Origin of the sequence: Arthrobacter sp. Soil761, assembly GCF_001428325.1 — a bacterium.
Taxonomy (GTDB): Bacteria; Actinomycetota; Actinomycetes; order Actinomycetales; family Micrococcaceae; genus Arthrobacter.
The window spans coordinates 61907-75588 of sequence record NZ_LMSF01000012.1 but is presented as its reverse complement, the minus strand read 5'-3'; the positions used below and the strand labels follow the sequence as shown (position 1 = coordinate 75588).

Here is a 13682-nt window from a genome sequence, read left to right as displayed (position 1 = left end):
CAGGTCGATTCACGGGGGTACGCTAGGCGGGTGAATGAGGCCCAGACGTCAGTCCAGCAACTTGATGAGGGCGCCGTGGGCGCCCTTCGGCTCACCGACTACGCCCACGGAGGAGGCTGTGCCTGCAAGATCCCGCCGGGTGAGCTCGAAGATGCCATCCGTGGCCTCATCGGCCAGCCGGGCGCAGAGGTGCTGGTTGGCCTGGACAGTGGTGACGACGCGGCGGCCGTCCTGGTGCGCGACGACCTCGCGGTTCTTACCACGGCGGATTTCTTCACTCCCGTTGTCAACGATGCCTTTGACTGGGGCCGGATCGCCGCCGCGAATGCGCTCTCGGATATCTATGCAATGGGCGGCAGGCCGGTCACGGCCATCAACCTGGTGGGCTGGCCCCGCGGCGTCCTGCCAATGGAGCTGATGACGGAGGTCCTCCGCGGCGGGCTTAGTGTGGCGTCGGAGGCCGGTTGCCCGGTGCTTGGCGGACACTCCATCGACGATCCGGAACCCAAGTACGGCATGGCCGTCACCGGCGTCGCGCACCCGGACCGGCTGCTGCGCAACGACGCCGCCCGGCCGGGCCTGCCCATCACGCTGACAAAGCCGATCGGCGTCGGGCTTCTCAACAACCGGCACAAAGCGACCGGTGAAGTGTTTGCCGAGGCCATAGCGACCATGGTGGGCCTCAATCGCGACGCGTCCGAGGCAGCGGTGGCCGCCGGCGTCCGGGCAGCAACGGACGTCACGGGTTTTGGCCTGCTTGGCCATCTTCACAAGATGGTCCGGGCATCGGAAGTGGGCGCAGTGATCGACCTGAAGGCGGTACCGCTGATTGATGGAGCCCGCGAGGCACTGCGCGACGGCTTTGTCTCCGGCGGGACCCGGCGCAACCTCGACTGGGTGCGGCCGCACCTGCAGACCGCACCGGGCATCACCGAAGACGACCTGCTGCTGCTTGCCGATGCCCAGACTTCCGGCGGGCTGCTGGTGGTCGGCGAGCTGCCAGGGCACCCCGTCATCGGCCACACCACTGCCGGCCGGGGCATCAGGATCCGCTGATGCCTGGCGGCCAGGTCAGCTGGCGGTCGTGATCGCGTCGCCGGTTACGCCGGCTGCGCGGCGGGCTGCGAGCCGGGCCTTCTGCGGTTCGATGGTGTACCGCGGGTCCTTGGCAGAGGCCAGCCCCGCTTCGAAGATGCCAAACCGGGTCAGTGCAGAAGCGGCCAGCAACGCCACCCCCGAAGCGGCAGCTGCGACGCGGTTGCGGCCACCCAGCACGGTTCCCAGGCCGCCGGCGACTGCCAACCGCTCGCTCCACTTCAGCATGGTGCCTGCCTTGCCCTGATGAAGGGGCTCGGCTGCCACCGGATCCATCCGGCGCTCCATGATCTTCATGGCAAGCACGTCGCCCACGACGCCAAGCACCGCGAGTTTGCGGGCGGGACCGGTCTCGCGGGCCGGCGTGGTGACCATGGCGAGCCCGGCAGAAGCGAGGCACGCCGAACTGACGAAGACGAACGGCAGTTCCTCGTGCGCAGCGTTCCAGGTGGGGGTGGCGGTGTCGCCAAGCAGCACAGCTGTGTATGCCGCCAATGGTCCGGCGAACACCGCAGCCTCGACGCCCGCCGGTCCTTCCACGGCCTGCAGCACCCTGCGCAAGGGTCCCAGCGGCAGCCGGTTTCCGCTCATCCGGTCGATTTCGGCCACTGCGGCAACGCCCGCACCTGCGCTGAAGGCGCTGAGGATCCAGGAGCCCACGCTCATCGGCGAGGTCACTTTGAAGGTCCGCAGCATATGCAGGAAACGCTCCGGCCTGCCCAGGTCCTTCACCAACGCGACGGCGCCGGCACTCACGGCGGCCAAGGCACCCAGCCGGGCATTCCGGCGAAGTATCGGCCGTCCGGTCAACTGGCCGCCGAGGCCAAGCAGCGCCGAGCCTGCTGCCACGCCGCCCAGGAACAGGTAGATGGCAACGTCATCGCCCCACGGCGCGGGCTTTACGACGGGGCGGCCGTAGTAAGAGGTGAATTCAGGCTCCGGGACCATGGGCACTTCGCGGGAACCGTCCCCGTTGTCCCTGCGGCGGCGCAGGCCGGGTTTGCCGTCCTGCCGGCGGCGCCGGGCACGCTCCGCCGGCCGGAAGCTGTCGAATTCCGAAAGGGTCACGCCCGTCCTCCCAGGAAAGCCAATGCTGCAGCCGCGGCCATGCCCGCTACAGCCATGCCTGCCCGCCGGTACATCTGCGGCAGGTCGGCTGTGGGGACGCGCGGGTCCGGCGGGAGCCCGTACACCTCGGGCTCATCCAGCAGCAGGAAGACCGATCCCGTTCCACCGACGCCGTCGTTCTCGTTCGCACCGTAGAGCCGCGCTTCGGTGAGGCCTTGCGCGTGCAGGTGGGCCACCCGCTCCCGGGCTGTTTCCACCATGTCGTCGTGGTCGCCGAACTTGATGGACGTCGTCGGGCATGCCTTGGCGCACGCGGGCGTCTCATCGGCCACCAGCCTGTCGTAGCACAACGTGCACTTCTGGGCCACGCCCACGTTGGGGTCGGCGGGATGCTTTTCGTGCTGCTCGTCCCGCTGGCCGGCCACCTTCACCGTGCCATTGCTGCGGCGTTCGATCACGCCGAAGGGGCACCCGGCCACGCAGGTTCCGCAGCCGTTGCAGACGTCGTCCTGGACCACCACGGTGCCGAATTCGGTACGGAAAAGGGCCCCCGTGGGACAGACGTCAAGGCATCCGGCGTGGGTGCAGTGCTTGCAGACGTCAGAGGACATCAGCCACCGGAAGTCTGCCGTGTCCGGGGGCGTCGTGTCGGCCTCTGCCAGGTCGGTCGCTGCGGACCCTGCCGTGGCGGGAGGACCAATGCGGGGCATGCCCAAATTGACCAGGGCCCGCCCGGATTCCCGGGCCTCGGTAATGCGTTCCTGGCCTTGCTCAATGAACGCCACATGCCGCCAGGTGCTGGCGCCCAGGGATCCGGTGTTGTCGTAGGAAGACCCCAGCAACTCGAGGTTTCCGTCCTGCGGGTTGTGGTTCCATTCCTTGCAGGCAACTTCGCAGGCCTTGCAGCCGATGCAGATCGAGGTATCGGTGAAGAATCCCTTGCGCGGATGGTTGTGTTCCCAGTGGGCATCGGCGGTGGGGTCGGTCGGTCCGGACAGCTGGCCCATCTAGTCCTCCGTTGTGGGATCGGTATGCGGGGCGGGTTTGTTGCCTTCCGCCGTCGGATTGGTGACGGCGCTGTTCCCCGTCTCGATGGTCACTCCTGCCCGGGCCTGGTACTCCGCAACCAGGGCAAGCAGTTCCTTCCCCCGCGGACGGCGGCCCGGACGGATATCGCACGAAGCCACCTTGGACTCCTGGATCTGGACGTTGGGGTCCAGGGTCACACCCAGCAGGTCGTTGGCCGCGTCACCACTGACCACGGCATTGCTGCCGACGCCCCAGTGGTAGGGCAGCCCAATTTGATGCACGGTGTGGCCGCCAACAGCCAGGGGCCTCATCCGGTCCGTGACAAGAACCTTCGCCTCGATGGCGGAGCGCGGCGAAATGATCGTGGCCCACCCGTACGGCTCAAGTCCGCGCTCGGCGGCCAGTTCAGGCGAGACCTCGCAGAACATCTCCGGCTGGAGCTCCGACAGGTATGGGAGCCAGCGGCTCATCCCACCCGCCGTATGGTGCTCCGTGAGCCGATATGTGGTGAAGACGAACGGGTAGACGTCTGCCCCGCTGGTGCCGGCGCTCGGTGCGCTGAGGTTGTCCGCGCGGGGGAACACCAGCCGCGCAGGACTTTGCTGCTGCGGATAAAGCGCGTTCGCCACCGGTGATTCCTGCGCCTCGTAATGGGTGGGAAGGGGTCCATCCATGAGGCCCTTCGGCGCGAACAACCAGCCTTTGCCGTCTGCCTGCATGATAAAGGGATCATCACCGCTGAGTGCGGCTGGACCACCGACAGAGGGATCGGGTTTGCTGCCAGGTGCCCGGTCAACCGGGAAGTCCGGCACGTCGTCTCCGACCCACTTACCCTGTTCCTGGTCCCACCAGATGTATTTCTTCCGCTCGCTCCACGGGTTGCCGGCCGGATCAGCCGACGCGCGGTTGTAGAGGATCCGGCGGTTGGCCGGCCATGCCCAGCCCCATTCCGGGGCCGCAGGCCCCTGTTCCTTGCCCGGCTTCCGGTTGGCGGCATGGTTGACACCGTCAGCGTACACGCCGGTGTAGATCCAGCAGCCGGCCGCCGTGGATCCGTCGGCGCGCAGTTCGGTGTATGCCGAGAGCGGCTTGCCCGCATCCGGGCCGTCCAGGTGGCGGCCGTTGATTTCCGCCAGCACGGCTTCACCATCAGGTTCGCCATGCCCGTCCGTGGGGTAGTCCCAAGTGAGGTCCAGCAGCGGACGGTCCCGTTCGTCCTGCGATCCGGCCAGTTTCTCCCGGATCCGCTGGCCCAGTTCGAAGAAGAACTGCAGCTCGCTCTGGCACTCCCCCGGCGGCGACACCGCCTGGTGCCGCCACTGCAGCAGGCGCTGGGTCTGGGTGAAAGAGCCGGCTTTCTCAACGTGGGTTGCGGCAGGCAGGAAGAACACTTCGGTCTCGATGTCCTCGGTGCGCAGCTCCCCGGATTCAATTTCCGGACCGTCTTTCCACCACGTGGCCGACTCGATGAGGTTCAAGTCACGCACCACCAGCCACTTCAGGTGCGACATGGCCAGGCGTTGCATCCGGCCGTGGGCCGAACCCACTGCAGGATTCTGGCCGAGAAGGAAGTAGCCCTCAACTTCATCCTCGAGCATGCCCATTACTGTCTCGTACGTTCCGTGGGCCCCCGTCAGTCTCGGGAGATAGTCGTAAGCCCAGTCGTTGTCCGCGTTGGCAGCCTCACCCCACCAGGCCTTTAGGAGGCTGATGGTGTAGGCGTCGGCATCAGCCCAAAAACCCTTCTGTTGCTTCGAGCCAATGACTGACAGGTACTCCTCAAGGCTGTCATGGCGTCCGGCGCTGGGCATGGGCAGGTACCCGGGCAGAAGGTTGAAAAGGGTGGGGATGTCCGTTGAGCCCTGGATGCTGGCATGGCCACGCAGGGCCATGATCCCGCCACCGGGGCGTCCGACGTTCCCGAGCAGAAGCTGCAGGATGGCGGCGGCCCGGATGAACTGAGTCCCAAGGGAGTGCTGGGTCCAGCCGACGGCGTAGGCGAAACACGTCGTGCGGTCGCGCCCGGAGTTTTCCGTGATGGAGCGCGCCAGGTACTCGAAGTCCGCGGCGTCGATCCCGCACATGTCCTGGACCATCTCCGGGGTGTAGCGGGCGTAGTGCCGCTTGACGATCTGGAAAACAGTCCGCGGGTCCTGGAGGGTGTCGTCGCGCTGCACTTCGGCGTGCTCCAAAGGTGGTCCGCCGCTGCCAAAGGCGTGGCCGGCGGCGCGGGCCGTGGCATCGGCTCCGTGTTCCGAACCTGGCCCGGGCTCATCGATGGCACCGTCCCCTTTTTCCGCATAGGCCCACGATGACGTGTCGTAGGCGCGCTTCTCCGGATCAAAGCCGGAGAACAGCCCACCCAGGTCCTCGGCGTCGCGGTAATCCTCATGGACCAGCGTGGCGGCGTTCGTGTACGCGCTGACGTACTCCTTGAACCACAGGTCATTGGTGAGGACATAGTTGATGAGCGCACCAAGGAGAACCACGTCGGAGCCTGCACGAATGGGAATGTGCTTATCCGACACTGCCGACGTCCGCGTGAACCTGGGGTCAACGTGGATGACCTTGGCTCCGCGGGCTTTAGCCTCCGCTACCCACTGGTATCCCACGGGATGGCACTCGGCCATGTTGGAACCCTGGATAACGATGCAATCGGCGTTGGCCATGTCCTGCAGTGACTGCGTTGCACCACCGCGTCCAAACGAGGCTCCCAAACTGGGAACCGTGGCGGAGTGTCATATGCGGGCCTGGTTCTCGGTCTGCACCGCCCCTGCAGCCGTGAAGAGCTTCTTGATCAGGTAGTTTTCTTCGTTGTCCAGGGTTGCGCCGCCCAGCGAAGCAATGCCCATGGTGCGGCGAAGCAGCCGGCCCTGGTCGTCCTCCTGCTGCCACGTCCTGCGGCGCGTTTCGATGAACCGGTCCGCCACCATCTCGACGGCCGTGGCCAAATCCAGGTGTTCCCACTCCCTGGAGCGCGGCGCACGGTAAAGCACCTTGGTCTGCCGGCCTGGTGAATTGACCAGTTGCTCGCTGGCAGAACCCTTGGGGCACAGGCGGCCGCGCGAGATGGGTGAGTCCGGATCGCCTTCGATCTGGATGACCTTTTCGTCCTTGACGTAGACACGCTGTCCGCAACCCACGGCGCAGTAGGGGCAGACGCTCTGGACAACGCGGTCAGCAGTAGCTGTGCGGGGGGCAATGGCCTGGGTCTTGGCCGAGGTGACAGCGGGCCCACGGCCCAGCAGATCCCCCGTCGACAATTGACGGATGACCGGCCATTGAAGGAAACTTCGCGGTGCCATTTGTGGAGCATATCCCGAAGCGCCGCGAAAGCAACAGGACAGCGTTCGCGTGTCTTCCGCAGAAACTACGGCGCCGAAATTCAAGTAGTCCCCACAAAAGTCAAGGAGCACGACGACGGGACGCACCGCCGTCGTGCACCTTCCGCCGGTGCCCCCTCCCCCAGGCGGACGCAAAAAGACATTCGCCCCGGTCCGACCGTCCCCGCGTTCAGCTTCATGGTGGAACGATGGACGCATCAGAAGGTAAAGGGAGAAAATTTTGAACCAGTTTGATAACTCCGACGACGGCGCTGAAGGCGGCGAACGCGGTTCGCATGCGGGCGGCACCCCCGCGGCCCTTACGGTCGACCAGTTACTGGAAGAGAGCCGCAGCGGGCTCGTGCGTGTCCACCCTTCGGATCTTGAGCGGGAAATGGCAGCGGGCGCCCTTGTTGTTGACATTCGGCCCGTGGATCAGCGGGACCGGGACGGCGAAATTCCGGGAGCCGTCGTGATCGACCGCAACGTTCTTGAGTGGCGGCTCGATCCTTCCAGCGCCCATCGGCTCCCGATCGCTGACGACCCCGCCCGCCGCATCGTGGTTGTGTGCAACGAGGGCTACAGTTCCAGCCTCGCTGCGCACACCCTGCAGAGGCTGGGGCTGATCCGTGCCACCGACCTGATCGGCGGTTTCCAGGCGTGGGCGGCGTTGCGCAACCAAAGCAGTGAGTAACCGGCCCCGGGCCAGCGTCCAACCGGATTTCACACGCCTTAGCTGATGCGCGCCCGGGTCCAGTCAGCACGTTTTTTCGTAGTTTTTGGCGGCGTCAATTAATAGATTGACACCCTGCGTGGCACGAGTCACACTGTTGCATATGGTGATCGATGTTGCGTACAGCGCGAACAGGGACGTCCCCGACGGACGCATTGGTGCAGGTCGATCCTCCCCAACCTTTATGACTGCAAAGTTGCGGCAACGCCGGTTGCCGCCTCCAACTCTGTGGTCGCCACGAATCGCACACCAGCCAGCCCTCCCGGGAGGAAACCCAACATGACTGCTTCAGTGAACGTCCCCCTCAAGCGCGGAAAACTCGCTGCATCCCTGCCTGCCGAGCAACTGGCGGAAATCACCGAACTGTTCGAGTTCCGGCGCACGGGATATTCCCTCGATGCCCCCTTCTACACGGACCCGACGATCTTCAATATCGACATGGAGGCCATTTTCGGGCAGCACTGGATCTTTGCCGCCAGCACTGCCGAACTGCCGGAACCGGGCGACTACGTCACTGTCGACTACGGGCCCTATTCCCTGATCGTGCTGCGCAACGACGACGGCGGCGTGAACGTACTGCACAACGTGTGCCGGCACCGCGGCGCCCGCGTCCTGACGGAATCCACGGGATCAACGGGAAACCTGGTCTGCGGCTACCACTCCTGGACCTACTCGCCCAGCGGCGATTTGATCCACGCCTCGGCCCCGGGGGAAACGAAGTTCGACAAGAGCTGCTTCGGCCTCAAGCGCGCCCACGGCCGCGAGGTGGCAGGACTGATCTTCGTCTGCATTGCGGACGTGCCGCCGACGGACTTCGATGAAACCGCAAAGATCTTTGAGCCCTACCTCGCGCCCCACGATCTGTCGAAGACGAAGATTGCCTACCAGCAGAACATCATCGAAGAGGGCAACTGGAAGCTGGTCATGGAGAACAACCGGGAGTGCTACCACTGTGACGGCCACCCCGAACTCGCCTGCTCCCTCTTCCCCACCTGGGGCCTCACGGAGGGGCTGATCCCGACGCACCTTGAGGAAGTGTGGGACCGCAACAAGAACGCACAGTCATCGCTCGAGGAGCGCTGCCGCCGCTACGGCCTTCCCTACGAGGTGGTCGAGGAGCTCGACACGCGCATCGCGGGAATCCGCATCTCACGGGAATCGCTCGACGGCGAGGGTGAATCGTTCTCGCCCGACGGACGCAGGCTTTCCAAGAAACTGCTTGGCGACCTTCCGGACTTCCGCCTTGGCCGCTGCTCGATGCACCTGCAGCCCAACAGCTGGTTCCATTTCCTTGGGGACCACGTCATCACCTTCGGTGTCTTCCCCATCAACGAACACCAGTCGCTGGTGCGAACCACCTGGCTCGTGGCGGACGACGCGGAAGAAGGCGTCGACTACGACCTGGACAAGCTCACCTACACCTGGAAGCAGACAAACCTGCAGGACAAGGCGTTCGTGGAGCTGTGCCAGAAGGGTGCCGGCAGCCCTGCCTACCAGCCCGGCCCCTACATGAAGAGCGAATACCAGGTGGAGGCCTTCATCAACTGGTACGTTCAGCGCGTTCAGGAGCACTTGGCATGACGGAACTCCTTACTGAAACGGTAGTCCAGGAACCCCAACGCATCCGTGGCCTTGAGATGCCGTGGAACAGGGTAATGGGCAGCGCCGAGGCACCCGCCCGCGCTGCACGTGCATTGGGTCCCTGGCATCCGCAGGAGTTCATGGCGGAATGTGTGGAGACCGTACCCGAGGCCGGGGGCATGATGACCTTCGTGTTCCGCCGCTGCGACGGCGCACCCCTGGCATTCAGGGCCGGCCAGTACGTGAATATCGCCTTTCCCGTGAACGGCGAGGACCAGGAACCCGTGGACCGCAGCTACTCAATCTCCAGCTCACCCACGGAACCCTGGACCTTCAGCGTCACCGTTAAGCGCGATCCCGGCGGACTGGTTTCACCGTGGGTGCATGACAACGTCAAACCCGGCACCGTCCTGGACATGCTGGGACCCGTGGGGGCATTCCACCTGCCCGATGCCGACCGGCGCGCACGGTACCTCTTCCTGGCTGCCGGCGCCGGCATCACTCCGATCATGTCGATGCTGCGGACCATCCACTCGCTGCCCGGTACGGCCAATGTGGTAGTGCTCTACCACGGAGCGGAAGCCGGCGGCTTTGCCTTCCACCGGGAACTGGCCTACATCGCGTCGGTGGACTCGCGCGTCAAGGTCTTCTACGCCCTTGGCGACCGCGGCCGGCCCGAGGAGTGGGATGGCTTCAGCGGAAGGCTGTCCTCGGCCATGATCGACGAGGTCGCTCCTGATGCCAACGGCCGCCAGGTGTACGCCTGCGGCCCGGAAGGTTACCTGAACACCGCCACCGAGCTGCTTAAGCAGGTCGGCGTCGACGACACCTCCATTTACATGGAGTTCTTCTCGGGGGATCGCCAGACACTCCTTGAATACCAGGCAGAAATCGCGCTCGCTTCGGACATCGCGGAGGAGATCGCCGAGGAAATCGCCGATTCCGCCGAGGACTATTTCGAAAGCCAGCCCAGCGCGTTCGGGCTCTACGAGCCTGGCTACGACGACGAGGGAACCTTGAAGGCCACGGGGCTGCCGCTGGAAACGGTCGACCCGGGCCCGGCGGCCGCCGAAGGCGGATCAGATGCGGAACCGGAGGCCGCGTCCCCCGACGCCTCGAGCTTTGACACTGTGGGAACGGGCAGCCTCACGTTGTCCTTCATGCGGACGGGCATCAATGTACGGATCGGCCCGGACGAACACATCCTCGGAGTGGCCCAGCGCGCAGGCGTCCGGATCGGCGCGAACTGCAAGGAGGGTATGTGCGGCTCCTGCAAAGTCGTCAAGCTTTCCGGCGAGGTGGAGATGAACCACCAGGGCGGGATCCGGGCCCGTGAGATCACTGCAGGCAAGTTCCTTCCCTGCTGTTCAACCGCGCTGACCGACATGGTTATCGACGCCTAGCCGCTCGGTCCGGCCCGCCCGGCACCTCAATCCACCCCCTTGCTTCACGAAAACTGACAACTCTTGCCCCACGGAAGGTCTGATGCAGCCGGCGTCAGGCCTTCCGTGCCAATTCGAACACCAACCATAGGAGCCATGCCCATGTCAGCCAACAAAGCCGTTGCGTACAAGGCACCCGGGATTGTCGAAATCATCGATACCCCCTACCCCACCTTTGAACTGATGGCCGGCCCCGGAGTCAATCCCGTCAACGTCGGCCGGAAGGTCCCGCACGGCGTCATCCTGCGCACCGTGAGCACCAACATCTGCGGGTCGGACCAGCACATGGTTCGCGGCCGCACGACCGCCCCGGCCGGCCTGGTCCTGGGTCACGAGATCACCGGGGAAGTCATCGAGACCGGGCCCGACGTCGAGTTCATCAAGGTCGGGGACATCGTCTCGGTCCCGTTCAACATCTCCTGCGGGCGCTGCCGGAACTGTAAGGAGCGCAAGACCGGGATCTGCCTGAACGTGAACCCGGACCGCCCAGGATCCGCTTACGGCTACGTCGACATGGGCGGCTGGGTCGGAGGGCAGGCGGAGTACGTCCTGGTCCCTTATGCCGACTGGAACCTGTTGCGGTTCCCCGACCGCGACCAGGCCCTGGAGAAGATCCTGGACCTGACCATGCTCTCCGACATCCTCCCCACCGGATTTCACGGCGCCGTCACGGCAGGTGTCGGCGTCGGGTCAACCGTCTATGTTGCCGGGGCCGGACCCGTAGGACTTGCCGCGGCGGCAAGCGCCCAGCTGCTGGGGGCCGCCGTGGTCATCGTAGGGGACCTCAATGAGGATCGCCTCGCCCAGGCCCGGTCCTTTGGCTGCGAAACCGTCAACGTGGCCAACGGCGACCCGGCCGACCAGGTCGAGCAGATCCTCGGCGTACGGGAGGTCGATGCCGGTATTGACGCAGTCGGTTTCGAGGCCCGCGGGCACGGGCATGGCGCCAAGGAAGCGCCGGCCACCGTGCTCAATTCGTTGATGGACCTCACCGCCGCCGGCGGGTCCGTGGGCATTCCCGGCCTTTACGTCACCGGAGACCCGGGCGCCGCGGACGAGGCGGCCCAGAAGGGTTCACTGTCCCTGTCCCTGGGCACTGGCTGGGCAAAGTCCCTCTCCTTCGCGACCGGCCAGTGCCCGGTGATGAAGTACAACCGGCAACTGATGATGGCGATTCTGCATGACAAGATCCAGATCGCCAAGGCGGTCAACGCCACAGCCATAGCGCTCGATGATGCACCGCGGGGGTACGCGGAATTCGATGCCGGAGCGGCCACAAAGTACGTACTGGACCCGAACGGCTACCTCAGCAACTAGATCCGGGCAGGAAGCGGGCTGCCTGGGCAGGCTACCTCGTGTGAGGTCCGCCGGTTCGTCACCGGCGGACCCGCTCCCCCTGTCCGGTATCGCTCCCCCGCCGCCTGCGGTTCTCCGGCCGGTTCAAGTGACGGTGAGCTCCGTGTACATCCCTGCCCAGTAGTGGCCCGGGAGATTACAGAACAGTTCATACCGCCCGGGCGGCAGGTCAAGCGTGACCCAGCCGCTCGTGGACGGCAGGATCCCCTCTCCTTCACCTTCGGCGCAGGCAGCGGAGGCCTCGCCCAGGCTGCCGGCCTCGTCGGCTCTTCCGTCCCGGCCCACGGGGCGCGTTCCTGCGCTCTGGGTGCCCGCCACGGGGACGACCAGCATTTCATGGGGAATGGTGCCGGCGTTGACGACCAGGAAGGACACTTTGCCGTGGACCACGGTGGCCCGGTCCGCGGTCAGGCGCATGCTGCCGCGCATCATCCTGGGACCGGCCATCATGGTCCCGCCCCTGTCGATGGTAGTGACGTTCACGACGGTGCCCGCGAAACTCGGCGCCGCACAGCGGGTGGTGCCGGGATTCCATGCTCCGCCCGGATTCGGGCCACCGCCCAGCAGCGCGATCCCCGTCATGGACAACGCGGTCAGCAGTACTGTCGCGATAGCCCCGATCAGGATCTGCGTGCTGCGGGAGAGTGTCTTCACGGCCTGCGTCGGAGAGCAGCCCGGCGTTCATTCAGCTCGGTAGCGTCGATTTCCCCCCGCGCGAAACGTTCATTCAGGATCCGCTCAGCCTCATCATGAGCAGACCCGTAGTATCCCCCGTGCCCCTGGCGTCCGCCGCGGACCAGAAGAATCACGACCGTCACCACACCACCCCAGAACAGCAGCATCATCAGGGCCATGACAATCCAACCGCCCACACCCCAGTCGCCATACCATCCGTACATCATCCCCGGACCCGCCCCTTCAATCCCTGCCGTTCATTCCAGCTTTGCGCGGTCACCGACGGGCGAACAGAGCCATTAGTCACCTGGTTTCGGGCCTTCCCGAAGCCACGGGATTCCCTGGCGTCCCGCCCGTCGCGACGGCGCATTCCGCCGGATCGTCCATCTGTGCTGTGTTCAAACCAAGCCTTGAACAGCAGGCACTTTCTCATCTGGCTGACATGCAGAGCCGGTCAAGGGTCTCGTTCAGGGAGGACTCGACCTGGCTGTCCAGGAGGTCACGCCTGTTCCCGGTGGACGGGTCTTCGAGTTCGGTGGGCAGTGATGGCGTTGTGACTGTCATCGCCGCCTGGTAGCTCCCGTCCTTGGAAAATGCCGGCCATGAGGAGGTTCAGGTCTTCCATCCTCGAGACCGCGCCGGCTGCCGGGTTGCCGACCGTGAAGGTGTTGTCTGTGGTGTCGATTCGTTCGCCGCGGAGGGTTACGTAGCCGTGCAGAAGTCCGGTTTCGTGCGGGTCGAGGCGGTCCAGGCTGGTGTTCTTCAAACCGAGGGGGTCGAATACCTCCTCCTGCATGATCTGGATGTAAGGCTTGTGCCGCAGTGTTTGGATCAGGAGACCGAGTGCCAGGTAGTTCGTATTCGAATACTTGAAGGACCCAACACTGGCCGAGGTCCAGGGAAGGGTCCCGGCTAACTGGAGTCCCTCCTCCAGGCTGAGCGTGCTGGAAGGCACAGGGCGGAAGTCAACGTCCTTTGGCAGAGCATCGTTTACCTCGGGCATTCCGGACGCGTGGTTCATCAGCTGCCTTAATGTGATGGGCCCCGGGGGCTTGAGTGAGGACGTGAACTCGGGAGTGACGTCGTTGACGGGACCGTCGAGACCAATGAGGTGATCGTCGACGAGCTTCAGCACCGCCACGGCGGTCATAGTTTTGGTGACGCTCGCCACCTCCACCCGGTCCGCGGGCTGCGCCGTTGTCCTGGACTCAAGGTCACGCACGCCGTAAGCCTTGGACCACTCCCCCTCGGGCCAACGGATCTGCACGACCGCGGCAACGGCGCCCTGGTTCAGAAACGGCTACACCTGGTTCTGTAGAGAACCCAGAGGATCGGGCGCGGCTGTCGACGGCGCTGCCGAATGATGCACGTCATGGAAAA

At 65.0% G+C, this 13682-nt stretch carries 11 protein-coding genes; 5 read left to right on the top strand and 6 right to left on the bottom strand.

All coding sequences use genetic code 11. From position 1 onward, the window contains the following. The first annotated feature begins 75 nt into the window (after positions 1 to 75). Positions 76 to 1056, top strand: coding sequence for a selenide, water dikinase SelD (selD, locus tag ASG79_RS08475; RefSeq protein WP_056390790.1), 981 nt, complete (start codon positions 76 to 78; stop codon positions 1054 to 1056). A 15-nt stretch (positions 1057 to 1071) separates the two neighbouring features. Here the strand turns inward: selD and nrfD are convergent, their stop codons facing one another. Genes nrfD through fdh form a run of 3 tightly spaced genes read right to left on the bottom strand, consistent with a single transcriptional unit; the run spans position 1072 to position 6497 of the window. After that, positions 1072 to 2163 (bottom strand): NrfD/PsrC family molybdoenzyme membrane anchor subunit, encoded by a 1092-nt coding sequence (gene nrfD / locus ASG79_RS08470; protein ID WP_056390125.1) that lies wholly within the window; start codon positions 2161 to 2163, stop codon positions 1072 to 1074. Beyond that, positions 2160 to 3170 carry a 4Fe-4S dicluster domain-containing protein gene (locus tag ASG79_RS08465; RefSeq protein ID WP_018771024.1) on the bottom strand — a complete coding sequence of 337 codons (1011 nt, stop codon included), beginning with the start codon at positions 3168 to 3170 and terminating at the stop codon, positions 2160 to 2162. Before ASG79_RS08465 ends, nrfD begins: the two co-directional genes overlap by 4 nt. After that, positions 3171 to 6497, bottom strand: a complete 3327-nt coding sequence (gene fdh, locus ASG79_RS08460) for a formate dehydrogenase (RefSeq protein ID WP_235509770.1) — start codon at positions 6495 to 6497, stop codon at positions 3171 to 3173. A gap of 259 nt (positions 6498 to 6756) precedes the next feature. Between fdh and ASG79_RS08450 the strand changes: the two genes are divergently transcribed. The 4 genes from ASG79_RS08450 to fdhA all read left to right on the top strand — a co-directional run bounded on the left by ASG79_RS08450 (position 6757) and on the right by fdhA (position 11588). Next, positions 6757 to 7209, top strand: coding sequence for a rhodanese-like domain-containing protein (locus ASG79_RS08450; RefSeq protein ID WP_056390116.1), 453 nt, complete (start codon positions 6757 to 6759; stop codon positions 7207 to 7209). A 318-nt stretch (positions 7210 to 7527) separates the two neighbouring features. Continuing rightward, positions 7528 to 8829 (top strand): aromatic ring-hydroxylating oxygenase subunit alpha, encoded by a 1302-nt coding sequence (locus ASG79_RS08445; protein ID WP_018771028.1) that lies wholly within the window; start codon positions 7528 to 7530, stop codon positions 8827 to 8829. Next, positions 8826 to 10232, top strand: a complete 1407-nt coding sequence (locus tag ASG79_RS08440) for a ferredoxin reductase (RefSeq protein ID WP_056390115.1) — start codon at positions 8826 to 8828, stop codon at positions 10230 to 10232. The genes ASG79_RS08445 and ASG79_RS08440 overlap by 4 nt, the downstream gene beginning before the upstream one ends. 141 nt (positions 10233 to 10373) lie before the next feature. Continuing rightward, positions 10374 to 11588, top strand: coding sequence for a formaldehyde dehydrogenase, glutathione-independent (gene fdhA, locus ASG79_RS08435; protein ID WP_056390113.1), 1215 nt, complete (start codon positions 10374 to 10376; stop codon positions 11586 to 11588). A 123-nt stretch (positions 11589 to 11711) separates the two neighbouring features. On the opposite strand, the gene ASG79_RS08430 is transcribed toward fdhA, so the two are convergent. The 3 genes from ASG79_RS08430 to ASG79_RS08420 all read right to left on the bottom strand — a co-directional run bounded on the left by ASG79_RS08430 (position 11712) and on the right by ASG79_RS08420 (position 13524). Beyond that, the gene (locus tag ASG79_RS08430) at positions 11712 to 12281 is read right to left on the bottom strand and encodes a sulfocyanin-like copper-binding protein (RefSeq protein WP_082581708.1); all 570 of its coding nucleotides are present in this window, start codon (positions 12279 to 12281) and stop codon (positions 11712 to 11714) included. Further along, complete coding sequence (locus ASG79_RS08425; protein ID WP_018771032.1) at positions 12278 to 12529, bottom strand: SHOCT domain-containing protein; 252 nt, start codon at positions 12527 to 12529, stop codon at positions 12278 to 12280. Before ASG79_RS08425 ends, ASG79_RS08430 begins: the two co-directional genes overlap by 4 nt. Positions 12530 to 12801: 272 nt before the next feature. Beyond that, complete coding sequence (locus ASG79_RS08420; RefSeq protein WP_235509769.1) at positions 12802 to 13524, bottom strand: serine hydrolase domain-containing protein; 723 nt, start codon at positions 13522 to 13524, stop codon at positions 12802 to 12804. Between the last annotated feature and the right edge of the window lie 158 nt (positions 13525 to 13682).